Consider the following 25,450-nt stretch of genomic DNA (forward strand, 5'->3'; position numbering starts at 1 on the left):
CACTGCCAAATTATTTGACAAGAAAATTATAAATTAGTGATAAAAGAAATAAAAAAAGGGAGCCAGCACACAAACCGGCTCCCTCTTTTGTTATCTTAACTTGTCATTTTTTACATCATACCGCCCATTCCAGGGTTGCCCATTGGCATCTGAGGCTTCTCCTCTGGCTTGTCAACGATGAGACATTCAGTCGTGAGGAACATACCTGCGATTGATGCTGCATTCTCAAGAGCTACACGAGCCACCTTGGCAGGATCGATAACTCCCGCTACACGCAGATCTTCATAAACATCCTTGCGGGCATTGTAACCGAAGTCACCCTCGCCTTCGCGAACCTTCTGTACTACTACAGCACCTTCGCCACCGGCGTTGCGCACGATCTGACGGAGAGGCTCCTCGATGGCACGCTCAACGATGTTGATACCTGTCTGCTCATCAGCATTCTCACCCTTTATGTCTTTGAGCACGCCGAGAGAACGGATGTATGTGGTACCACCACCTACTACTACACCTTCCTCGATTGCGGCACGTGTAGCGCAGAGTGCATCGTCAACACGATCCTTCTTCTCCTTCATCTCAACCTCGCTGTTTGCACCGACATAGAGCACAGCTACGCCACCAGACATCTTGGCGAGACGCTCCTGCAGTTTCTCCTTGTCATAAGTGCTTGTAGTATTTGCAATTTCATTCTTGATCTGAGCGATACGGTCGGCGATGTTTTCTTTCTCTCCGGCACCGTTCACGATTGTGGTGTTGTCCTTGGAAACAGTCACCTTGTCGCAAGTACCCAGCATCTCGAGAGTAGCCTGCTCAAGCTTCAAACCCTTCTCCTCGCTGATAACAACGCCACCTGTCAATACTGCGATATCCTCGAGCATTGCCTTGCGACGGTCGCCGAAACCAGGAGCCTTTACAGCACAGATCTTCAAGCCGCCACGCAGACGGTTGACAACCAATGTGGTAAGAGCCTCTGAATCAACATCCTCAGCGATTACCAACAATGGGCGTCCGCTCTCGGCTGCTGGCTGCAGGATAGGCAGGAAGTCCTTGATGTTGCTGATCTTCTTGTCGTAGATAAGGATGTATGGGTTCTCCATGACACACTCCATCTTGTCAGAGTCTGTAACGAAATATCCGCTCAGGTAACCACGGTCGAACTGCATACCCTCAACCACATTGATATATGTGTCGCGGCTCTTGCTCTCCTCGATGGTGATAACACCATCCTTGCTCACCTTGCGCATAGCATCGGCGATGAGCTTACCGATTTCCGGGTCGTTATTGGCGCTGACAGTAGCCACCTGCTCAATCTTGTCGTAGTTGTCGTCAACAATCTCAGCATTCTCCTTGATGTAAGCAACGACTGCCTTTACAGCCTTGTCGATACCACGCTTCAAGTCCATTGGGTTGGCACCGGCAGTAACGTTCTTCAAGCCCTCGTTCACGATAGCCTGTGTGAGGATGGTAGCTGTAGTAGTACCGTCACCGGCGTCATCGCCAGTCTTGCTTGCCACGCTCTTCACGAGCTGTGCACCGGTATTCTCGAAACGGTTCTCAAGCTCTACCTCCTTGGCTACGGTAACACCGTCCTTGGTAATCTGTGGAGCACCGAACTTCTTCTCGATGACAACGTTGCGGCCCTTAGGACCGAGTGTAACCTTTACGGCGTTAGCCAACTGGTCTACGCCCTGCTTCAACATCTCGCGGGCATCTACATCAAACTTTATTTCTTTTGCCATGATTGTAATCCTTTTAATTAAATTGTTGTTCTATACTAATTATTTTGTCAATACAGCGAGTACATCGCTCTGGCGCATCATGAGATACTTCTCGCCCTCAAACTCGAGCTCTGTGCCGGAATACTTTCCGTAGAGCACCTCGTCACCCTCTTTCAGAATCATTTCCTCGTCCTTGGTGCCATGACCTACGGCAACGACTTTTCCATGAAGAGGTTTCTCCTTTGCAGTGTCTGGGATAATGATACCACCAACCTTCTCCTCTGCTGGAGCAGGTACGATTAAAACTCTGTCTGCTAATGGTTTGATATTCATAATTGTATGTATTTAATTGTTTATACTATTAATTTCCGCTGCAATCCATTTGCGAGCGTTCACCGGTCCATATACGAATAGTGTGCCAAAACGTCCATACGACATTTTGGCACACCACAGACGTGACTTATTGTCACATCTTGTTGTTTGTTTCTGTTTATTCCGGATCAAGTCCTTCGAAAATACGTTTCTCGCGGCGTTGCGCAATAAGCTGGTTCAGCTTATGCTTCCTCATCGGCATCAGCCAGCGGCGCGCATAGATGTTCGGAATGGCTACACCAATGGCGATGCACAGGATGATGAGCGATGCCTTCACTGCATTAGAGAACGCCTCGGTAAGTTCTCCCACCACGCCCTGCATCTCTATAAGTGCGAAAAGCGCACGATACATAAGCACTCCCGGCACCATCGGTATGACACTCGGAATGGCGAGACACTGATGCGGCGCATGGAACACATGCACGAACTTCACGGCAATGATGCTGATAAGCGTCGATCCTACAAGCGATGCCATGATAGGTCCCTGGTCGAGTCCTACGTTGTTGTTGCTCGCTCCGAGATTCACGAAGTTTCTCGTACATACAGCGATGATACCTCCTATGGCGACTACCCAAAGCAGCCTCTTCGGTATGTTGAAAATCATTGAGAATCCCATTGCCGATATTGCTGCCGCTATAGAATAGCTGATGTATGTGTTGTGTGGCGTCATGCTGAGGTCTTTCACAAAGTTGTCCACTCCACACACCGTAATCGCCATTGATATTCCGAACGACATCGCCGTGACCATAAGCAGCGTGTTGATGGCTCTGCTGAGTCCCATCTGGATATGGCTTTCTATCATATCCGACACGAAGTTTATCAGCGGTACGCCTGGCACAATGAACAATGCGCATGCCATGAGCGGATGCCACGGTGTGTCGGTATGCAAGATGGCATACAGCCATTCTGGCAGATACTGTGCTACAGCCGGTGTCGATATAAATGTCGAGAGCCATGCGAGGAGCGTGGATACGAATGCGGCAATTCCGATGTTCACATATCCGTTAGACCCTTTCTCGTTGAGATAGGCTCTCAATCTGAATCCCACGATGGCTGCTATCGAGGCATAGAAGAATGCCGTCCAGTCGCAGCCGAACTGTATGCAGAAACCTCCGCAGGCAAATCCCGCTCCCACAGCCACCTGGTTCACCGTGTAGTTGCGCGGTTTGCCATTTATCTTCTCAAGCTCCTCCTCATATTTGTCGAGAGAATAGTCTTCTCTGATTGCCTTCCATGAGAGTTGGCTGATTTCCGTTATGGCAGTCATGTTTATGCCATGCCTGTCGCAACGTTGGAATTTGCTGAGCGAGTGTTCCTCATCACTGAGGTTCACCTGAAGCATATTGTACGTCACATGAATGTGCAGATTCTCTTCCGGCAATCCGAGGAATGCTGCCGTACGATGCATGTTTCTGATTATTCTATTTGTATCAGCTCCACTTGCCACGAGCACTTCACCGGTTCTGAGCAACAGGTCAAGTTCGCGTCTGATTTTCTTTTCCTTTAATATTCTGTCCTCCATGAAGATCTGTGCTTGTTCCTTAGTCCTTCTTCTTTATATTTATATAATTAGTCGATATATACTTTATGAAATCCTTTCCTTTAATCCATCACGCCAGTGGGTTCCATCCCTGCGCTTTCAGTTCAAACTCGTTTCCGTCTCTTGCCACGAGCTGCAAGCCATATTCTTTCTTCGTGATGTTTCCTATCAGTTTCACGTCGTCGAGCTGTCTCACTTTGTCCAGGTCGCCGATTGGCACGGTGAAGAGCAGTTCATAATCCTCTCCTCCGTTCAGTGCGCAGGTGGTCACGTTCATGTTCATCTCCTCTGCCATGACAGCCGTCTGATAGTCTATCGGAATGTTTTTCTCATACACCCTGCATCCGCATCCGCTCTGTTCGCAGATATGCATCAACTCGCTGCTCAGTCCGTCGCTCACGTCCATCATCGCCGTAGGCTTGATGTTCATCTTGCGCAGGTTTTCTATCACGTCGCCTCTTGCCTCCGGTTTGAGCTGTCGCTGCAGCAGATATTCTCTTCCGGCGAAATCGGGCTGGAAGTCCGTCAGCATCTTCAGGGCATTTTTGTCGTTTTTCTTCTTTGCCTCTTCCACCTGCTGATAATACACATGCTTTTCTCTCTCCAGCAGCTGCAGTCCCATATATGCCGCTCCGAGGTCTCCCGACACGCAGATGAGGTCGGTGTCCTTGGCTCCGTTTCTGTATATGATGTCTTCTTTGTCTGCCTCTCCAATGCAAGTGATGCTTATCGCCATGCCTGTATATGACGAAGTGGTATCGCCTCCCACGATGTCGATGTTCCATTTGTCACACGCCATCTGCAGTCCGCTATAAAACATCTCCATGTCTTCCACCGAGAACCTCTTGCTTATAGCCAGGCTGACGGTCATCTGCCTTGGTGTTCCTCCCATGGCGAAGATGTCGCTGATGTTTACCATCGCTGCCTTGTATCCCAGGTGCTGCAGGTCGATGTATGTCAGGTCGAAATGCACTCCCTCCATAAGCATGTCGGTTGTCATAAGCACCTCCTTGTCTGGATAGTGCATCACGGCGCAGTCGTCGCCTACACCTTTCAGCGTTGAACTGTTTTTTATCTTTATTCCATCCGTAAGACGATGGATGAGCCCGAACTCTCCGAGCTTTGAGATATCTGTCATTATTTTCTTTTGTTTCTTTATATTATTTGGGTATCGCAAGTATTAAACTTGCGATACAGTTGACGAGTAAACGAGTTGACAAGATGACAAGTAAACAAGTTGACGAGTTTTAGTGGGCTAAACCAAAGTAACTTGTCCCGTCACCTTATATTATATAGGTCACAGGACAAGTCAATATCCAAACATACTCCCGTCTGCCAGCAGCCCTGGCGTTTCACTACATTGTCTGCCAGTCTGTCTGCCCCACGTGTCTATATGTTTACAAGTTCTCCGTCTCTATCATGCGCGTCTGATCATCTCACGCATGATTTCAGTCATAAGCGGCTGTGCGTTGTTTGCAGCCACCTGCACCTCTTCGTGGCTCACCTCCACCGGTGTGTCCTCGAGTCCGAGGTCAGTGATGATGCTGATTCCGAAGGTCTTGATGCCGCAATGATGTGCCACGATAACCTCCGGCACGGTGCTCATTCCCACTGCGTCGGCTCCCATGCGGTGATACATCTTGTATTCTGCAGGTGTCTCGAATGTAGGTCCCTGCACTCCCATATACACTCCATGCACCACTCTGATTCCCTTCTCTCGGGCGATGTCTTCTGCCTGTTTGATGAGGGCGTGGTCATAGGTCTCGTGCATATCCGGGAAACGTGGTCCCGTGGGGAAGTTCTTTCCGCGCAGCGGATGCTCCGGGAAGAAGTTGATGTGGTCTGTGATGATCATGAGGTCTCCGATCTTGAATTCCGGGTTCATGCCTCCCGAGGCGTTAGACACGAAGAGGGTCTTGATGCCCAGTTCATACATCACTCGGATAGGGAATGTAACCTCCTTCATGTTGTATCCCTCATAATAGTGGAAGCGTCCTTCCATCGCCATGATGTCTACGCCTCCGAGCTTGCCGAAAATGAGTTTTCCGGCATGGCCCTCCACTGTAGATACAGGGAAGTTGGGGATTTCAGAATAGGGAAACTCATAGCTGTCAGTTATTTCTGAAGCTAATTGTCCGAGTCCTGTTCCCAGAATTATCGCTGTTGTCGGACTTGTTGTCATCCTTTGCTTTAGCCAGGATGCTGTTTCTTGAATTTTTTCGTACATAGCCAATAATATTTTCGTTAAAATCTTCTTCTTGGTCTAACATGAAGCCCACTTCCACGGGCAGCACGTAGATAATCTTTTTCACCTCGTCGCTCAGTCCTTCCATTCCGCATAGTCTGGCGTTGTCTTTTTCCGTGGTGACAATCATCTTGTCGTTGCCTTTCATCGCCTCAAATTCAGCATTGATGCGGTCGATGTCGGCATCGGTATACTGATGGTGGTCAGGAAAGGTGAGCGGTGTGATACGCTCCGTGTATGGCTTCAGGTCTACTATCATCTGCTGCGGCGACGCTATTCCCGTGAGCAGCAATATCGAGGTATCGCCGGTCAGCGTGTCGAGTTTTCTGTCCTCACCGCCGTAGATGGGTCTCAGACTGCCGTATTTCAGCGTAGTGAAATATAGTTTCTGATACGGGAAGAGGTTCATCGCCTTGGTTATGACCCTGAATTCCATCGGTTTGAGTTCGGCGGGACATTTCGACACTATCACGATGTCGGCTCTCGCCTTCCCCTTCTGCGGCTCTCTGAGTCTTCCTGCCGGCAGCAGTTTGTCATACATTATCAGTCTGTGATAGTCAACGAGCAGTATGTTCACTCCCGGCTTCACGTAGCGGTGCTGATAGGCATCGTCGAGAAGTATCACGTCGGTGTCTGACGTCTCCTCGTTTGCCGTCAACTGGTCGATGCCATGACAGCGGTCTTTGTCAACAGCCACATAGATATCGGCGAATTTCTTCTTCATCTGATACGGCTCGTCGCCAATGTCGCTCATCGGAGTGTCGGCGGTGGCAAGCATATATCCCTTGCTCTTGCGCTTGTATCCGCGGCTTAGCACAGCCACTTTCACTTTGTCTCTGAGCAGATTGATGAGATACTCCACATGTGGTGTCTTGCCGGAGCCTCCCACGGTGATGTTACCAACGGAGATTACGGGGATGTCGAAGCTGCGGCTCTTCAGCATGCCCATTTCGAACATCTGGTTTCGCAGCCTCACTCCCGCTCCGTAGATCCAGCTCAGCGGCAGCAGCCAATCGTTGATTTTGATGAAATCGCCTTCCATATCTGTTGTGGAGTTATTGTTTTTTCGCTATTTTATTGTTATGACATAAGGCATGCGTGCCTGGATTGCCGACTGCCGGTTGATGTTTTTCAGCAACATGAATGTGGAGTAGTATTCTCCCATCGTCATGCGCATCTGCTCGTCGATGTAGCTGCCCGAAGAGAATCCGTTGTCCAGCAGGTCGTCCATCCAGCTTGCCTTTGCCGGAAATTCGGCAGTATAGTAGTCATTCACCTTGGCGAGTTTCGCAGCCTTTGCCACGGCGTCATCGAGTCCGCCGAGCTGGTCTACGAGCTTTATCTTCAGCGCATCCTCTCCGAGCCATACTCTGCCCTGTGCTATCTTCTCCACAGCATCGGTAGAGAGACGGCGTCCGTCTGCCACACGCTGGCGGAAGAGTTTGTATCCGCGGTCGATATATGCCGAGAGATAGCCCATCTCCTCTTCAGAGAACGGGCGAGCCATAGTGCCGAAACCGCTGTTCTTGTTTGTCTTCACCTCGTCGAACTTCACTCCGAGCTTCTCTGTGAGCAGTCCGCTGGCGTCTGGGAACATTCCGAAGATTCCGATACTTCCCGTCAGCGTGGTTGGTTCTGCCACAATCCAGTTGGCTGAGCAGCTCATATAGTATCCGCCTGATGCTGCCATTCCGCCCATAGAAACCACTACCGGCTTCTTTGCCTTCACGAGTTGCACGGCTCTCCATATCTGTTCTGAGGCATAGGCGCTGCCGCCTCCTGAGTTTATCCTTATCACCACTGCCTTCACGTCGTCGTCATCGGCGAGGTCGCGCAGGTCTGCCGACACCTTGGCACCGTCGATCACATGGCTGCGAGATGCCATTCCTGTGGCGTTGTCCACGATGTCGCCATAGGCGTAATACACGGCGATGCAGTCTCCGTCGTCGGCTCCGCCGGGCACTCCGGCCATTCCTGTTATGCCTATTGTGTTCACGTCGTCGTCATCCTTCAGGTTCATCAGTTTCTTCACCTCTGCCTTGAGCTGGTCAACATAGAGCAGCTTGTCCACGAGCTTGTATTTCACGTAGTCTTTAGGATCGCCCAGCGTTATCATGTTGTCGGCATACTGGTTGAGCTGTGCAACGGTCACCTTGCGGCTCTTCGCCACGTCGGTACACACCGTGTTCCATATTCCGTTGATGAATGCAGACACCTGCTCCTTGTTGGCGTCGCTCATCTTGTCGCCGGTGAAAATCTCGGTTGCACTCTTGTAGGCTCCTACTTTCACCACCTGCATCTTGACGCCGAACTTTGCCATCAGGTCTTTCACGAACATCGTCTGCGAGCAGATTCCGCTCCATTCCACCTGACCGCTGGGGTTGAGATACACTTTGTCGGCAACCGACGAGAGGTAGTATGTGGCCTGTGTATACACGTCGCCGTATGCCACTATCCACTTGCCGCTCTTCTTGAAGTCTACCAACGCCTTGCGCACCGCCTGCAGCGAAGCGTAAGAGTCAGAGACGAAGAGTCCCGACTGTATGTAAATGCCCTTCACCTTGTCGTTGTTCTTTGCCTTCTTGATGGCGAGCAGCAGGTCGTCGAGTCCTATCACGTCGGTTCTGCCGCCGGAGAGCACCGCCATGATGTCGTCTTCGGCACGCTCCTGCAGCTGTCCGTTCAGGTCTATCACGAATACCGTGTTGTCAGCAACGTCCTTTGTGGCACTTGACGAGGCAATCATGCCCACGATGCTCATCACGCTCATCACTCCCACTACGAGGCAGAAGATCATGATACCTACTACCGTAGCTCCTACTTGCTTGAAAAATTCCTTCATACTCTTTCGTTTTAATGTCAATACTACTTATATAACGCTGGCAGTATCTGGAAAACTACAGCATAGTTGACATTTATTTGATTTTTCTTTCCTTCCCGTCCGCTACTCTATGGTGACGGTCACGGGATTGTCGAGTTCTTTCTTCCATTGCTTCATCCATGCGAACCACTCCTTGGCGTCCTTATAGCCGAAGGTTTCCTTGTCGCAGGTGAACGCCATATTGTATGTGAGATAATTGCCGCCTGCCGTGTGCATGACATAGAGATACTGGTCTTTCTCCGTCGTCGGCTCGCTATCCACATATTTCTCCGGCACGTTGACTGCCAGACCAACCACGATTTTCGGTTTTCCGGCTATCGAGTCCTTGGCACCGTTAGGCCAGTTGCCGCCCCAGTCGCCCACGAGTCCGCGATGGTCGGAATACATCTTGTCGTTCAGATTGATGACTCCCGTGGCAAACTTCACGTCTTTTGCCGGCGTGTCCACCCAGGCATGCACCTCGCAGTCTCTGTGTCCGGCATAGATTATCACGTTCTGCCTCATGTTGAAGGTCTCGCCCGAGAGCTGCCACCCCTCGTCGGTGAGTTCCACGATGGTGCGGACGGGTCCGCTCGCCACCATACGCTGGCCTCTCGACAGCACCGGACTGACCATTGTCGGTTTCTCGCCGTCCCAACCGCGCAGGGCTCCGAGTCCCACAGTCTTGCCTGCCCAGAGCACATCATCGCCATATCCGTCGGCAAGCTGCTTGTCATCGGGATAGAACTGGCTTGTTTCGAGTTCGAGCTGCTTCTTGTACTTGCCGTAGAGGTCGAAGGTCTGGCGCTCGTCGAAATACACTCTGTATGCCACGAGTTCTGATTCGAAATCTGCTCCGTGGTGATGCAGAAGATGGAATACGTCAACTCCTTCGGGTGCTGAGACCGAGTGGACGTAGGAACGGAATCCGTTCTTCACCTTCGTCTTGTTGTCTCTCATTATCATATCGCCGTATGTGCGGCGCGGATAGCTGCGGTCCGCCTGCTTTTCCGAATACAGGTCTACGGTGACCACCTTCTTGCCCTTGGCGTCCATGTCTATCACGAAGGCGAGTTCGTCATTGTGCAGGTCACGGTCCAGGTCGTCTATCTGAGATGCCACTTCCCTGCCCTCGCATCTCACCACTGCATCCTTCACGTTGAAGGGCACATCTTTCAGTTGCAACACCACCGGAACGTCAGCACGCCTTACATTGAGAGGATTCTTCAGCATCACGGTGATTGTCGTGGTATCGGCAGCTGCTTCAATAGCGCCTGCCGTAAATACAGCGAGGCAGAGTAGCCTCACGATATTACTTTTCTTCATCATCTTGTTTGTTTCGATAGAGCTGCGAGTTTACACTTGCGACTCTTGGATTAGTCTTATTATATAGTAGTAGTATGTTTCTTCCCTCCTTGCAGATGGGGCTTTCGGAAATCAGATCACGACTGCCGTACCGCTGCAGACCACCATCAGCATGGAGTTGCCTGAGCCAACGGTCTCATAACTGAGGCGAACGCCCACAACGGCATTGCCGCCGAGATTCACGGCATGCTGCTCTATCTCACGGAAGGCGTTGAATCTCGCTTCGGCAAACACCTGTTCGTAGGTTCTGCTCCTGCCGCCGAAGAAGTCACGGATACCTGCCATGAAGTCTCTGATGGCATTGGCACCGATTATCACTTCGCTGGTCACAATGCCCTTATATTCCTTAACCGGATGTCCCTCTATAGAGGGTGTTGTAGTTATAATCATTTCCTTATATTTTAGTAAATACATAATTGGGGTGCTAAGTTACACATTTTTATTATTATTGCCAACTTAAATAGCACATTTTCATCTTCTGTAACGGTTTTCATAACAACGGTCATTTGGCAATAGATGTCATGGCTTCTTATTTCTATCATTCTCTTGATGCAAACAAGCGGAAAACGGGGACCAAGTATGCGGTTTGCAAATGCCAAACATATTGTTTTATGGTAAAAATCCACAGGTTATAAAACCTCAGCACGAAGAACAGAAAACATAACGGCAAGCTATTACTCATAAAAGCCAAACAAAATTCGCTCTTCTAAAAATATAAAATCCAGGCAAGCCCTGATGACCGATTCGGGTTAATGTTTTTGGGCACTTTTCCGGAACGGATTCTGCCCAACTGGGGCAAGCACCGTGCCCAACTGGGGCAAGCACGTTGCCCAACATGGGCAAGCACCGTGCCCATTTCTTGTACTTTTTTGTTCTCCTTGCCAATGACTGTGATTTGGCCATCGGGATATTCGCAAAATAAATGGCAAACCAGAGAGAAGGCTGACCATATGCAGCTTGCAAAAGCTATACCGGACAGCAATATTTGAATCATGATATTTAGGGAAATAAAGGAAGATGTAGATGCATATATGATACTATGAGATTACCATTACGAAAAAAAATGAGAGACAAGCAATCGAAACACTTAATTTTGTATCGTTGTTTGGAAACAATATATTATCTTTGCACTATAAATCAAACAAAATGGGCATCAACAAACTAAAAGTGGTGTTGACAGAAGAAGAAACATTGGTTATCGCAACTCATGGCATTGTCAAGAAAACCCAGAAGACACCACTAAAGGAAATAACCAAAGCGGAAGAGATAAGAAAAGAGTATTTTAATAATAAAAAGAAATAGCATTATGGCACAGATGAAATTGATACCAGCAGACAATATGAAGGATAAACTTTGGGGTAAAAGAGGTACACCGGAGCGTGAAGCCATGGAAGCAAAGCTCAAAGAGGATGTGAATGCCTATATTGTAGGTGAAGCCATTCGAAAGACTCGACTGGCACAGAATCTCACACAAGAACAACTTGGCGAGCGTATCGGTGTGCAGCGTGCTCAAATTTCCAAATTAGAAAAAGGTACAAGTGTTATAACCTTGCCTACTATAAGCCGTGTGTTCCAAGCATTGGGAATTTCTACAGCTACACTTGATTTGGGTATAGCGGGGAAAATAGCATTATGGTAAATGTCAATCATCAAGTTGATAATATAGTATGAATGCTATGCCTAAGCGGATGCTAAAATGTTTAGGTATACGCTTTCGCATACGAAGGGGATTCCGATGAAAAGCCGATGGCTGATTGATAATACATCTATATTCCCTCGATGACATCCCGATGATACTTCTATGATACTTTTATGATACTTTTCTGTAAAACATTCAGAAAAGTATCATTGACGTAATTCTTTCACCGCCAGTACTTTAGATTCTGAAGTGAAGCTCAAAATGATACTATGACACTTTGTTTCAGAAAAACAATAATACAGGAAACGACCTCAAAGAACAAAGATTCTGACCAAATATACAATGATTGCAACAACAGGAAGATTGACCACATAGTCTCTGTCAATATTCTCAATGAGAATGCCAACCTTACAGACTGCAAATATGCTGTATTTGCAAACTATTCCTCTTCAGAAGTGATTGGACCACAAAGACTTGGAAGGTCACTGAGGCATAAGTTCCTCATCATTATAATGCCCTATTATGAGAACACCAGAGAGCAGGAAATCCATGAAAACATGATAAAGGACTTCAACAAGGATGCTATATACACCATCCATATCATTAATGACTTGGATGAAATTGTATAGGTTTCATGAGGATTCCTTGATTTTGTCAGACAACACAAAGAATCTTGTAGCCAGACTGCTGAAGAATATCCAAACCACTTCAAGGACCAACAAGACTGAATGATGTTAATGAAACATTATATATATCTGCCATAAAAACATTATCTTTGCATTTGCAAACGTGTCAGTCACGCAAAATGCCTACATCAGAAACAGGCATGAAGCATCAAACAGAAATCCTTGCATGACAAGCCAATGGACAATATGAGAAAGATAATACATATCGACATGGATGCCTTCTTTGCTGCAGTGGAACAAAGAGACAATCCGGAGCTGCGCGGCAAACCGATTGCCGTGGGGTTCGACGGACCACGTGGTGTGGTGTCTACGGCGAGCTATGAGGCAAGGCGATATGGAGTGCGCTCGGCTATGTCGATGGCAAAGGCGAAACAGTTGTGCAAGGAACTGATTATCGTGCCGTGCAGGCATGAGGCGTACAAAGAGGTGTCGCGACAGATACACGCCATTTTCCAACGCTATACAGACCTGATAGAACCGCTGTCTATCGATGAGGCTTTTCTCGACGTGACCTGCAACAAGCCGAAGATTCTGCTCGCTCAAGACATAGCAAGGGAGATAAAGGAAGCTATAAGGCAGGAGACGGAGCTGACGGCAAGTGCGGGAGTGTCGTACAACAAGTTTCTCGCCAAGATAGCCTCTGACTACCGCAAACCCGACGGACTGTTTACCATCCACCCTGACCGTGCTCTCGACTTCATCGCAACGCTGCCGATAGAGGATTTCTGGGGCGTGGGACCGAAGACGAGAGAGACGATGCACCGCATGGGGATATTCAACGGGGAACAGTTGAGACAATGCTCGCTGAAGCATCTCACTGAGGTGTTCGGAAAGGCGGGACCCACGTTCTATAATTTCGCACGTGGCATAGACGAGCGGCCTGTGGAGAACGTAAGGATAAGGAAGTCGGTGGGTTGCGAACAGACTTTCCTGGAGGATATTAACAAAAGGTCGGCGATAATAATAGAACTATACCACACGGTGATGGAACTGCTGACAAGACTGGAGAAAAGCGGATTCAGAGGACTGACGCTGAGCCTGAAAATAAAATACTCCGACTTCACCAACATCACACGCAGCATAACGTCTGACAGGGTGCTCACAAAGAAACAGGACATCCTGCCACTGGCAAAGGAACTCCTCAGACAGGTGGACACCACAACGAAACCTATCCGGCTCATCGGACTGAGCGTGTCGAACCCCTGCGACGACAAGAAGAGACCACAATGGGTGGAACAGGAACTGCACTTCAAGGAATGGGACTGAAGCTGCATACAGATGACCATCATCAACGGTTCAGCCCCTGAACGAAATCGTTTTAGTCGAATAACAGCAAATAATCACAACACCTGAGACGGAAATAGAAATTATTGTTGTATTTTTGCATTGAATTTAAATAGGTAAATAATATACAGGTATGAAACAAACTAAGATTGTAGCTTCTATCAGCGACCGCAGATGCAGTGTAGACTTTATCCGCCAGCTATTCCTGGCAGGTGTGAACGTAGTCAGAATGAACACCGCACATGCCTCACACGACGGTCTACGCGAGATTATCAAAAACACGAGAAAGGTGTCAAGACACATCGGAATACTCATCGACACCAAAGGACCGGAAGTGAGGACCACAGCCACTGACCAACCCATTGAATACAAAACGGGGGAAAGGGTGAAAATCTACGGACACAATACAGAAGATACTTCTCACGACACAGTGAACGTTTCATACGAAAATTTCATTGACGACGTGAAGGTGGGCGACCACGTGCTCTTCGACGACGGAGAACTGGATATGCTCGTCTATGAAAAAGACGGCGACTCGCTCTGCGTGGAGGTGCAGAACGACGGAAAGCTGGGTTCGAAAAAGAGCGTCAACGTTCCGGGAGAGCATATCGACCTGCCGGCGCTGACTGAAAAGGACAAAGCGAACATCCTGCTCGCAATAGAAGAGGACATCGACTTCATAGCCCACTCTTTCGTGCGCAGCAAGGAAGACGTGCTGGCTGTTCAGAGAATTCTTGACGAGCATAACAGCGAGATAAAGATCATCTCAAAGATCGAGAACCAGGAGGGCGTTGACAATATCGACGAGATTATCGAGGCGTCTTACGGTATCATGATCGCCCGTGGCGACCTGGGCATCGAGGTGCCTATCGAGCGCATTCCGGGAATCCAGAGAATGATCATCAAGAAGTGTATCGAGGCAAAGAAGCCTGTTATCGTTGCCACACAGATGTTGCACACGATGATAAACAACCCTCGTCCTACACGTGCCGAGGTGACCGACATCGCCAATGCCATATACTACCGCACCGACGCCCTGATGCTCAGCGGCGAGACGGCATCGGGTAAATACCCGGTGGAGGCTGTAAAGACAATGGCTGCCATAGCCGAACAGGCTGAGAAGGACAAGATGCGCGAAAACGACATCCCTGTGCCATTGAGCAACGACTGTAACGTGAGCGAATTCCTTGCAAAACAGGCTATCGAGTCAACGGAGCGTCTCGGAGTGAGGGGAATCATCACCGACAGCCTATACGGACGCACAGCACGCAACCTGGCGGCTTTCCGCGGTCCTAACCCCGTACTCGCCATCTGCGTAAAGGAAAGGGTGCAGAGACTGCTGGCTCTGAGCTACGGAGTGATTCCGGTGTTCCAGCATAAGAAACTGCAACCGCAGGACCAGTTCGTGGCAGCGCTGAGAATGCTGCGACAGAAGGGCTACCTGAAGATGGAGGACAAGATTGCATATCTGAGCGGCAGCTTCGGAAGGGGCGGCGGCACCACGTTCCTCGAAATCGACAAGGTGGCTGACGTGTTCAACAAGGACTTCAAACTGCCTAACACGATGAGACCTTGACAATACACGGAACAAGAAATACACAATGACTGAAAAACCGGCTTCATGGTCCGCATCGCAGGAAACTCCCGCTATGCGGACTTTTGGAACTGGGTTTATAATAATCTTTTGATAACCTTATTTTTATGAAACACGCATTGATAACAGCACTACTTGCATCGGCAACTCTTCTGGGCAACGCACAGAACCAGCAGAAAGCCGAAACCTGCAACCAGCAGCATTACGTGCCGACAGCAGAGAACCTGCAGGCACGAAATGAATTTTCTGACAACCGATTCGGCATTTTCCTGCATTGGGGACTTTACAGTATGTTCGCACAGGGGGAATGGTATCTCAACTATGGTCCCAACAAGGACGAATACGCCAAGGTGGCTGACGCTTTCTATCCGCACTCCTTCAACGCCGAGAAATGGATTTCGGCGATAAAGGCTTCGGGAGCCAAATACATCTGCTTCACAACCCGCCACCACGAGGGTTTCTCGATGTGGGACACAAAACAGTCCGACTACAACATCATGAACACGCCATACGGCAAAGACATCGTGAGACAGCTGGCTGACGAATGCCACAAACAGGGCATTGGACTGCATCTCTACTACTCTCACATCGACTGGACACGAGAGGACTACCCTGCCGGCAGAACAGGACTGACAACGGGCAAAGACCCGAAGAAGGCGGACTGGAACCACTACTACAAATTCATGAACGCACAGCTCACCGAACTGCTGACAAACTACGGAAAGGTGGACGGTATATGGTTTGACGGATGGTGGGACCACGACGAGGACACAATCCCATTCAACTGGCAGCTGCCTGAGCAGTATGCTATGATACACAAACTGCAACCGGCATGCATCATCGGCAACAACCACCACCAGACTCCGTTTGAGGGCGAAGACATGCAGATGTTTGAAAGAGACATTCCGGGAGAGAACAAGAACGGTCTGTCAGGACAGTCTATCAGCCGGTTGCCGCTGGAGACTTGTCAGACGATGAACGGCATGTGGGGATACAAGATAAAAGACCAGAACTATAAATCGGCCAAGGAACTCATCAGACTGCTCGTGCGCACAGCGGCTAAGGGAGCCAACCTGCTGCTCAATATCGGTCCGCAGCCAAACGGCGAACTTCCGGCAACGGCTCTCGACCGTCTTGCCGACATGGGCAAATGGCTGAACGGCAATGCCGGCGAAAGCATATACCGCACTGTGGCAGGAGAAGTGGCGCTTGGCGACAGCATCGTGTCGACATGCGGAAAGGGGAAAAAGGCTCCTCTCTATATACATATCCTCACAGACAAGAAGGATGGTGAAATCGCCGTGACAATGAAGGGTAAAGCCAAGAAGGCGACAAACCTCATCACAGGCGACAAACTGGCGTTCAGAAAGGACAAAGCCACTGGCAAGACAATCTTCGAGCTGAACGACAGAAAGGGTGACGAAGACGACTATATCATCAAAGTGGAATTCTAATCCTTCATATATACAAAAAAAATGGCATAATCGCTGAAAAGTGCGATTATGCCATTTTTTTAACCCAAATCGGTCATTAGGGCTTGCATGGATTTTGTTTTTTAGAAGAGTGGATTTTGTTTGGCTTTTAATGAGTAATAGCGGGCTATTGCGAATTAAAAACGAGCAAAAGACGCCTTATAAAAAGCAAAAGACTGCAAGCAGTTATTAAAATTATACATTAAACGGCCTAATGACCGATTTGGGTTTAACCCCAATCGGTCATTAGGTCGTTTTTGGGGTGGTAAAAAAACTCAGCCAAGGACTCGGCAATAACTGAATCCTTGGCTGTTTTTATTATGGTAACTATGTACCTTTATTCTTGGAGTATATCAACTCCAGCTTATCACGATTAATATTCACCCCATGCCTTAATCTCGATATCTGAGAGCTTGGTAGTGCAGAATGCTGATATGAATGCACTGGCAAGACGGCTGTTGGTAATCAACGGAACGTTGAGGTCGATTGCCGCACGGCGAATCTTGTAACCGTTGGTAAGCTCAGAGCTGGTGAGGTTCTTAGGAATGTTCACCACCATGTCAATCTCGTGGTTGTGGAGCATATCAAGAGCCTTTGGAGTCTTGCCGTCGTCCGGGTCTGAAGGCCAGAGCACATGGGTGTTCTCAATGCCGTTCTCAGTGAGGAACTTACTTGTTCCGTCTGTTGCAAAGAGCTTATAACCATGTTTCACGAGCATCTGTGCAGCGTCGAGCATGTCTGCCTTCTGCTTTGCACTACCAGTAGAAAGAAGAATGTTCTTCTCCGGAATACGCTGACCTACGGAAAGCATACTCTTGAGCACGGCACAGCTTGTGTCGTTTCCGATACATCCAACCTCACCAGTAGAACTCATGTCTACACCGAGAACTGGGTCAGCCTTCTGCAGACGGTTGAACGAGAACTGAGAAGCCTTGATTCCCACGTAGTCAAGATCGAAGAGGTTCTTGCTCGGTTTCTCTACCGGCAGACCTAACATAACTCGTGTGGCAAGCTCGATGAGGTTGATCTTCAATACCTTGCTCACGAATGGGAACGAGCGGCTGGCACGCAGGTTACACTCGATGACGAGGATGTCATTGTCGCGAGCCATAAACTGGATGTTGAACGGTCCGTTGATGTGGAGTTCCTTGGCAATCTGACGGCCGACGCGCTTCACACGGCGCACGGTCTCAACATAGAGTTTCTGTGGAGGGAACTGTATTGTAGCGTCGCCGGAGTGTACACCGGCAAACTCGATATGCTCAGAAATGGCGTAAGCAATGACCTCACCGTCTTTTGCCACGGCATCCATCTCAATCTCCTTGGCATGCTCGATGAACTTGCTCACTACGACCGGATGATCCTCGCTGACATTGGCAGCCAACTGGAGGAAACGCTTCAGCTCGTCCTCATTAGAGCATACGTTCATGGCAGCACCTGAGAGCACGTAGCTTGGGCGCACAAGAACAGGGAAGCCTACCCTATCGATGAACTTGTCGATGTCTTCCATGCTGGTCAGAGCGCTCCACTCAGGCTGGTTGATGCCGTTGTTGGTGAGCATCTGAGAGAACTTGGCACGGTCTTCGGCATTGTCGATATCCTTAGCCTTGGTACCGAGGATCGGCACATGCTGCTCATCGAGGCGCATTGCAAGGTTGTTAGGAATCTGTCCACCGGTGGAAACAATGACGCCATAAGGCTGCTCCATGTCGATGATATCCATAACACGCTCGAATGTCAACTCATCGAAATAGAGACGGTCGCACATGTCATAGTCGGTAGAAACGGTCTCAGGGTTATAGTTTATCATCACCGAGCGGTAGCCCTCCTTGCGGATAGTATTGAGAGCCTGCACGCCACACCAGTCGAACTCAACTGAAGAACCGATGCGGTAGGCACCTGAACCGAGCACCACGATGCTGCGGTGGTCGTTCTCGAAGGTGATGTCGCTCTTCACACCGGCGTATGTAACATACAGATAGTTGGTCTGTGCCGGATATTCAGCGGCAAGGGTATCTATCTGTTTTACTACAGGAAGGATGCCATAGTTCTTGCGCAACTGTCTTACAACAAGACCTGCCTTAGCCATGCTGTGAAGCTCCTGCTCCAAGCCGACTGCACGAGCTATCTGGAAGTCGGTGAAACCATAGACCTTAGCCGTGCGCATCAGTTCCTTGTCAAGAGTATTTATGTTGCACTTCTTCATCTCCTCGTCGATGTCGATGATATGCTTCAGCTTCTCGAGGAACCACTTGTCAATCTTAGTCAGTTCATGGATATCGTCAACGGTATATCCCTTGTGCATAGCCTTCGAGATGACGAAGATACGCTTGTCTGTAGGTTCACGAAGGGCGGCGTCGATATCAGGAATCTCAAGTTCCTTGTTCTCAACGAAGCCGTGCATACCCTGACCGATCATACGGAGACCCTTCTGGATAGCTTCCTCGAAGTTGCGGCCGATAGCCATTACCTCACCGACAGACTTCATCGATGATCCCAACTCCTTGTCTACGCCACGGAACTTGCTCAAGTCCCAGCGTGGTATCTTGCAGACCACATAGTCGAGAGCCGGTTCGAAGAATGCGCTGGTGGTTTTGGTCACGGAGTTCTTCAGCTCGAAGAGTCCGTAGCCCATACCGAGCTTTGCAGCAACGAAAGCCAGAGGATAACCTGTTGCCTTTGAAGCGAGAGCTGACGAACGGCTCAAACGGGCATTCACCTCGATCACTCTATAGTCTTCGCTCTTTGGGTCGAACGCATACTGCACGTTACACTCACCCACGATACCGATATGGCGGATGATCTTGATAGCCAAGGCACGGAGCTTGTGATATTCTGAGTTTGTAAGCGTCTGTGAAGGAGCGATTACGATACTCTCTCCCGTATGGATTCCCAGCGGGTCGAAGTTCTCCATATTACAAACGGTGATACAGTTGTCGTAGCGGTCGCGCACCACTTCATACTCTATCTCCTTCCATCCCTTGAGACTCTTCTCCACAAGCACCTGCGGAGAGAAAGCGAATGCCTTCTCAGCGAGCTTGTCCAGTTCCTCCTCGTTGTCAGCGAAACCTGATCCCAGACCTCCCAATGCGTATGCGGCACGGATAATAACAGGATAACCGAGTTCGGCAGCTGCCTTGCGTGTCTGTTCGATGTTCTCGCAAGCCTCGCTCTTGATGGTCTTCACGTCAATCTCGTCGAGCTTCTGAACGAAAAGCTCACGGTCTTCTGTGTCCATGATAGCCTGCACCGGTGTGCCAAGCACCCTGACATTGTATTTCTCGAGCACACCGCTCTTGAAGAGTTCAACACCGCAGTTGAGAGCCGTCTGTCCGCCGAAAGAAAGGAGGATACCATCCGGACGCTCCTTTTCGATTACCCTCTCCACAAAATATGGCTGGACAGGAAGGAAATAGATCTGGTCGGCAACGCCCTCGGATGTCTGTACGGTGGCGATGTTAGGGTTGATGAGAACTGTTTCCACTCCCTCCTCACGGAGTGCCTTGAGTGCCTGAGAACCGGAATAGTCGAACTCACCGGCCTCACCGATCTTCAATGCGCCTGAACCTAAGAGCAGGACTTTCTTTATATTATCGTCTTTCATTATTATATTATCTTGAGTTTCTTGATACTTTGATTCCACACTGCCAGTCTCAAGAGAGAGAGGACGGCAGAATGTGACTATAACGTGTTTCAGCGAATCATTATTTGAGTGCTTCAACGAACTTGTCGAACATGAACTCTGTATCTACCGGTCCGGAGCAAGCCTCCGGGTGGAACTGGCTTGAGAACCAAGGGTTGGTCTTGTGCTTGATGCCCTCGTTGCTGCCGTCGTTCATATTCACGAAAAGTTCCTCCCAGTCCTTGCCGAGAGTCTTGGCGTCAACGGCATAGCCGTGGTTCTGGCTCGTCACGAAACACCTGTCTGTGCCAACCATGCGCACTGGCTGGTTGTGGGAACGGTGACCGTATTTCAGTTTGTAGATGCTTGCGCCGCCTGCCTTGGCGAGCAACTGGTTACCCATACAGATACCACAGATTGGCTTTGTAGACTTTGACATCTGCTTGCGGATGATTGCCACTGCTTCCTCACACATGTCCGGGTCGCCAGGCCCATTGGCGAGGAAAAGGCCGTCGAACTCCATGTCGGTATAGTCGTAGTTCCATGGCACACGGATAACTTCCACACCACGGTTGATGAGACAACGGATGATGTTATGCTTCACGCCACAGTCAACAAGCACCACCTTGCGGCCGGCACCCTCGTTGTAGCGGATAATCTCCTTGCAGCTCACACGGTCGACGAAGTTCACTCCCTCATACATTGCCACCGGCACATTGTCCGGCTCGTCGTCGAAGAGAATCTTTCCCATCATGACACCGTGCTCACGCAACACTTTAGTCAGCTCGCGGGTGTCGATGCCGGTAATTCCCGGCACATGCTCGCGCTTGAGCCAATCGGCAAGCGACTCTACAGCATTCCAATGACTATACTGCTCGCTATAGTCGGCAACGATGATTGCCGAAGCATGGATTTTGTCACTCTCCATAAATGTAGCCAGACCATTCTCTTCGATAGTGAACGGAGGCACGCCATAGTTACCTACAAGCGGATAAGTGAGAACCATCAGCTGACCTGCGTAGGAAGGGTCGGTAAGGCTCTCCGGATAGCCCATCATGGCTGTATTGAACACCACCTCGCCAGCAACGGGCTGGTCGTAGCCAAACGACTTTCCGTGGAACTTGGTTCCATCTTCCAAGACTAAAGTTACATTTCTCATTTATATAGTTGTTTTTAAACCTTGCGGTTATTTTGTTATAATTCTATTTTCTCTTCTTGTATTTGTTCTCATAGAAGCTGACGAAGGCTCTGTTTACAAGCTCCGTGCCTCCGGGAGTAGGATAGTTGCCGGTGAAATACCAGTCTCCCTTATGGCCAGGTATAGCCTCGTGGAGTCCTTCGATAGACTGGAACACGAGTTCCACCGGTGTTGTCATGCCTTCTGGGCGCAGCATCTCGATGATTTTCTGGTTTATCTCATTCACCGTGAAAGGCGTGTAGATGTCTCTCACGCAGTTGCGCATCTCGGCTCTCGGTTTCTTGAGCTCTGCGAGACAGTTCTCATAAATATCGTCAACGACATGGAGCATGTCGCGTTCCTTCAGCAGCTGCATTGTGGCACCAAAGACACAGAACTCCTCCAGGCTCGGCATGTCGATACCGTAGTAGTCGGGGTATCGTATCTGTGGCGAACTGCTCACCACCACGATCTTCTTTGGGTGCAGGCTGTCGAGAATCTTCAGTATGCTCTCTTTCAGAGTGGTTCCCCTAACGATGCTGTCGTCGATGATGACGAGATTGTCAACGTATGGCTCTATCGAACCGTATGTCACATCGTATACATGCGACGCCAGGTCCTTACGGGTGTTTCCCTCTGTGATGAAGGTGCGAAGCTTGATGTCCTTCCATGCCACCTTCTCACTCCGGACATACTGATGGAGAATCTCCTGCAGCTCGTCCTTAGTCGGTGTATGGCCGAGGTTATACAGACGTTCTATCTTCTGGTCGTTGATATACCTCTTGAAGCCTCCGAGCATTCCGTAGAACGCCACTTCGGCTGTGTTTGGTATGAAAGAGAACACTGTATGTTCGGTGTCGTAATCCACAGCCTTCAGAATACTCTCCGTGAGCTGTTCTCCGAGCTTCTTGCGCTCATTGTATATATCGCGGTCGGAACCGCGGCTGAAGTATATTCTCTCAAACGAGCATTTGCTGTCGCCACGCTGTTCGATTATCTGCTCCAGACTGTCCACGCCGTTCTTTGTCACTACTATCGCCTGTCCGGGCTCCAGCTCGTGGATGTCGTCGCAGTCGAGTCCGAATGTGGTCTGAAGCACTGGGCGCTCGCTTGCCAATGCTATCACCTCGTCGTCCTTATACCAGAAAGCCGGACGAATACCCCATGGGTCTCTCATGGCAAACATCTCTCCGCTTCCTGTCAGTCCGCACATCACGTAGCCACCGTCGAAGTCGGTCATCGTGGTTTTCAGCACATTAGCCATCTTCACGTTGTCATCGATATAATCGGTGATGTCGCGTCCTTTGAGGCCCTTCTTCTGGGCATCTATGAAGTTGCGCTCCACCTCTCTGTCGAGGCGGTGGCCCATCAGTTCGAGAGTGATATAGGTGTCGCTGTATATTCTCGGCGACTGTCCCATAGCGAGTAGTTTCTCGAAAATCTCATGCACGTTGGTCATATTGAAATTTCCGCAGAGACAAAGATTCTTTGCTCTCCAGTTGTTTCTTCTCAGAAACGGATGCACGAATGTGAGTCCGCTCTTTCCTGTAGTGGAATAGCGCAGGTGGCCCATATACATCTCTCCTGCAAACGGAAGATTGTGGCGTGCATAATCCACATCAGCGAGCTGTTCCTCTGAGAGGTCCATGAATTTCTTGTGTACTGTGCTAAAGATCTCCGTGATGGCGTTGGAACCTTCCGCCCTCTCCCTGAACATATATTCGTGGCCGGGCAAAGCTGCGAGATTCACGCATGCCATTCCGGCTCCTTCCTGTCCTCGGTTGTGTTGTTTCTCCATCATGAGATAGAGTTTGTTAAGACCATACATCCAGGTGCCATACTTCTCCTGGTAGTATTCCAGTGGTTTCAGCAGTCTCACCATTGCCACACCACATTCATGCTTCAAAGGTTCCATTTTTGAATTCTTATTAAATATGTATTATCCTTACTGTAACTATTACCCTAATATATTCAAAGCAAGGGGCTCACCCCTCGGAAGAGGAGCAGCCCCAAGATATAGATGTCAATTATTCAACGGTCACCGACTTGGCGAGATTTCTCGGCTGGTCAACGTTCTTTCCTTTGCACACTGCGATATGGTATGCAAGGAGCTGCAACGGAATGGATGCCACAAGCGGCTCAAGACATTCGAGCGTCTGCGGAATCTCTATCACTTCGTCGGCAATCTTGCTTATCGTGTCGTCGCCTTTAGAAACCAATGCTATGACCTTTCCCTTTCGTGCCTTGATTTCCTGAATATTGCTGAGCACCTTCTGATACATCTCATCATGCGGAGCTATTACCACTACCGGCATATCAGAGTCGATAAGGGCGATGGGACCGTGCTTCATCTCTGCAGCTGGGTAGCCTTCGGCATGGATGTAACTGATTTCCTTCAGTTTCAGAGCGCCTTCAAGCGCAACCGGATAGTTGTAGCCACGTCCCAGATAAAGGAAATTGCTGGCATAGGTGAAGGTCTTGCTCAATTCTGATATCCTGTCGTTCAGCTTCAACAGAGACTTCATCTTCTCTGGCACGGTACACAGTTCGCTGACAATCTTGGAGTATTGTTCGTTTGTAATCGTGCCCTTCTCCTTGCCGAGTGCCAGTGCGAGCATCAGAAGCACGGTGACCTGTCCGGTGAATGCCTTGGTGGAGGCAACGCCGATCTCCGGTCCTACGTGTATATACGAACCGGTGTCTGTGTCTCTCGGTATGCTCGAACCGATAGCGTTGCATACTCCATAAACGAATGCGCCGTTGTCTTTTGCCAGGTTCACGGCAGCCAACGTGTCGGCTGTCTCACCGCTCTGGGAGATTGCTATCACGACGTCGGTACTGTCGATAACAGGATTTCTGTATCTGAACTCGCTGGCGTATTCCACTTCCACCGGTATGCGGCAAAGCGACTCTATCAGCTGCTTGCCTATGAGTCCGGCATGCCATGACGTGCCGCAGGCAACGATTATCACACGCTTGGCAGCAAGGAGCTGACGTCTGTAGTCTATTACAGCACTGAGTGTAACATTGTTGGCTTCCACGTTTATCCTTCCACGCATGCAGTTCTCCAGACATTCCGGCTGCTCGAAGATTTCCTTGAGCATGAAATGCGGGAAACCGCCTTTCTCTATCTGTCCGAGGTCGAGGTCTACGGTGCAGATTTCCGGATTAAGCGTGTCGTTGAGAGTATTCACCACCTTGAGGTCTTCGCCACGGCGTATCACGGCGATATTGTCGTCGTCGAGATAAACCACCTTGTCGGTGTATTCAATAATAGGAGTGGCGTCGGAACCGAGGAAGAACTCGTCCTCGCCTATACCGATGACCAGCGGACTCTGCTTGCGGGCAGCGATAATCTGGTCTTTGTCTCTCTTGTCGAGCACTGCAATGGCATAAGCTCCGATGAGCTGGGTGAGGGCAAACCTCACTGCCGTAAGCAGGTCTACGTTCTTTCTCGTCTGTATATATTCTATGAGTTGCACGATGACTTCCGTATCGGTATCCGAACGGAATTTCACGCCATCGGCAACGAGTTTCTTCTTCAGGTCAGCATAGTTCTCGATGATGCCATTATGAATGATGGCGATGTTCTTCGACTCTGAATAATGCGGATGTGCATTCACCGACGATGGTTCACCATGAGTAGCCCAACGTGTGTGTGCTATTCCAACAGTTCCGGATATGTCCTTATCCTCACAGAACCGCTCCAGATCTACCACCTTGCCCTTAGTCTTGTATACGCTGAGGTCGCCATTGTCGTTTATCATAGCGACGCCCGCACTATCGTATCCTCTATACTCTAATCTCTTAAGTCCCTTAATGAGAATAGGGAAGACCTGTCTTTTACCTATATATCCTACAATACCACACATATCA

General features: G+C 49.4%; 18 protein-coding genes and 1 pseudogene. 6 read left to right on the plus strand and 13 right to left on the minus strand.

Features of this window, described 5'->3' with window-relative positions; all coding sequences use genetic code 11:
* Positions 1–110 precede the first annotated feature (110 nt).
* The 9 genes from groL to CCC32_RS11610 form a co-directional block, all read right to left on the minus strand.
* Complete coding sequence (gene groL / locus CCC32_RS11570; protein WP_022315806.1) at positions 111–1,739, minus strand: chaperonin GroEL; 1,629 nt, start codon at positions 1,737–1,739, stop codon at positions 111–113.
* Positions 1,740–1,778: 39 nt separating this feature from the next.
* Complete coding sequence (locus CCC32_RS11575; protein ID WP_022315805.1) at positions 1,779–2,051, minus strand: co-chaperone GroES; 273 nt, start codon at positions 2,049–2,051, stop codon at positions 1,779–1,781.
* Between the two features lie 157 nt (positions 2,052–2,208).
* Positions 2,209–3,612, minus strand: coding sequence for a threonine/serine exporter family protein (locus CCC32_RS11580; protein WP_044074198.1), 1,404 nt, complete (start codon positions 3,610–3,612; stop codon positions 2,209–2,211).
* A gap of 88 nt (positions 3,613–3,700) precedes the next feature.
* The gene (gene thiL, locus CCC32_RS11585) at positions 3,701–4,768 is read right to left on the minus strand and encodes a thiamine-phosphate kinase (protein WP_022315803.1); all 1,068 of its coding nucleotides are present in this window, start codon (positions 4,766–4,768) and stop codon (positions 3,701–3,703) included.
* 279 nt (positions 4,769–5,047) lie between these two features.
* Positions 5,048–5,857 carry a purine-nucleoside phosphorylase gene (locus CCC32_RS11590; protein WP_082026325.1) on the minus strand — a complete coding sequence of 270 codons (810 nt, stop codon included), beginning with the start codon at positions 5,855–5,857 and terminating at the stop codon, positions 5,048–5,050.
* Positions 5,742–6,917: a tetraacyldisaccharide 4'-kinase gene (lpxK, locus tag CCC32_RS11595; RefSeq protein ID WP_287074680.1), complete on the minus strand. Its 1,176-nt coding sequence runs from the start codon at positions 6,915–6,917 to the stop codon at positions 5,742–5,744. The genes CCC32_RS11590 and lpxK overlap by 116 nt, the downstream gene beginning before the upstream one ends.
* Positions 6,918–6,944: 27 nt before the next feature.
* Positions 6,945–8,717: a signal peptide peptidase SppA gene (gene sppA, locus CCC32_RS11600; protein WP_287074682.1), complete on the minus strand. Its 1,773-nt coding sequence runs from the start codon at positions 8,715–8,717 to the stop codon at positions 6,945–6,947.
* 102 nt (positions 8,718–8,819) lie between these two features.
* Positions 8,820–10,064 carry a DUF4861 domain-containing protein gene (locus CCC32_RS11605; RefSeq protein WP_287074684.1) on the minus strand — a complete coding sequence of 415 codons (1,245 nt, stop codon included), beginning with the start codon at positions 10,062–10,064 and terminating at the stop codon, positions 8,820–8,822.
* 108 nt (positions 10,065–10,172) lie between these two features.
* Positions 10,173–10,490, minus strand: coding sequence for a heavy metal-binding domain-containing protein (locus CCC32_RS11610; RefSeq protein ID WP_022315798.1), 318 nt, complete (start codon positions 10,488–10,490; stop codon positions 10,173–10,175).
* Positions 10,491–11,282: 792 nt separating this feature from the next.
* Here CCC32_RS11610 and CCC32_RS11615 point away from each other — a divergent pair.
* From CCC32_RS11615 to CCC32_RS11640, 6 genes and pseudogenes are all read left to right on the plus strand, one after another.
* Positions 11,283–11,402, plus strand: a pseudogene (locus tag CCC32_RS11615) (type II toxin-antitoxin system RelE/ParE family toxin); the annotation flags it as partial.
* 4 nt (positions 11,403–11,406) lie between these two features.
* Entirely contained in the window at positions 11,407–11,739 is a 333-nt protein-coding gene (locus CCC32_RS11620) for a helix-turn-helix domain-containing protein (RefSeq protein ID WP_287074687.1), read from the plus strand.
* 269 nt (positions 11,740–12,008) lie between these two features.
* Entirely contained in the window at positions 12,009–12,368 is a 360-nt protein-coding gene (locus CCC32_RS11625; protein ID WP_287074689.1) for a hypothetical protein, read from the plus strand.
* Positions 12,369–12,611: 243 nt separating this feature from the next.
* Complete coding sequence (dinB, locus tag CCC32_RS11630; RefSeq protein WP_287074692.1) at positions 12,612–13,691, plus strand: DNA polymerase IV; 1,080 nt, start codon at positions 12,612–12,614, stop codon at positions 13,689–13,691.
* Between the two features lie 151 nt (positions 13,692–13,842).
* Positions 13,843–15,285, plus strand: a complete 1,443-nt coding sequence (gene pyk / locus CCC32_RS11635) for a pyruvate kinase (protein WP_044066284.1) — start codon at positions 13,843–13,845, stop codon at positions 15,283–15,285.
* A gap of 125 nt (positions 15,286–15,410) precedes the next feature.
* Positions 15,411–16,757, plus strand: coding sequence for an alpha-L-fucosidase (locus tag CCC32_RS11640; RefSeq protein WP_042518937.1), 1,347 nt, complete (start codon positions 15,411–15,413; stop codon positions 16,755–16,757).
* A gap of 391 nt (positions 16,758–17,148) precedes the next feature.
* On the opposite strand, the gene carB is transcribed toward CCC32_RS11640, so the two are convergent.
* The 4 genes from carB to glmS all read right to left on the minus strand — a co-directional run bounded on the left by carB (position 17,149) and on the right by glmS (position 25,446).
* Positions 17,149–20,379 carry a carbamoyl-phosphate synthase (glutamine-hydrolyzing) large subunit gene (carB, locus tag CCC32_RS11645; RefSeq protein ID WP_287074695.1) on the minus strand — a complete coding sequence of 1,077 codons (3,231 nt, stop codon included), beginning with the start codon at positions 20,377–20,379 and terminating at the stop codon, positions 17,149–17,151.
* A gap of 100 nt (positions 20,380–20,479) precedes the next feature.
* Positions 20,480–21,556 carry a glutamine-hydrolyzing carbamoyl-phosphate synthase small subunit gene (gene carA, locus CCC32_RS11650; protein ID WP_022315920.1) on the minus strand — a complete coding sequence of 359 codons (1,077 nt, stop codon included), beginning with the start codon at positions 21,554–21,556 and terminating at the stop codon, positions 20,480–20,482.
* 43 nt (positions 21,557–21,599) lie between these two features.
* Complete coding sequence (locus CCC32_RS11655) at positions 21,600–23,489, minus strand: amidophosphoribosyltransferase (protein WP_022315919.1); 1,890 nt, start codon at positions 23,487–23,489, stop codon at positions 21,600–21,602.
* Positions 23,490–23,601: 112 nt separating this feature from the next.
* Positions 23,602–25,446: a glutamine--fructose-6-phosphate transaminase (isomerizing) gene (gene glmS / locus CCC32_RS11660; protein ID WP_287074700.1), complete on the minus strand. Its 1,845-nt coding sequence runs from the start codon at positions 25,444–25,446 to the stop codon at positions 23,602–23,604.
* Between the last annotated feature and the right edge of the window lie 4 nt (positions 25,447–25,450).

Source organism: Prevotella sp. LMAG:51, from assembly GCF_008680225.1.
In the GTDB taxonomy this organism is placed as follows: Bacteria; Bacteroidota; Bacteroidia; order Bacteroidales; family Bacteroidaceae; genus Prevotella; species Prevotella pectinovora.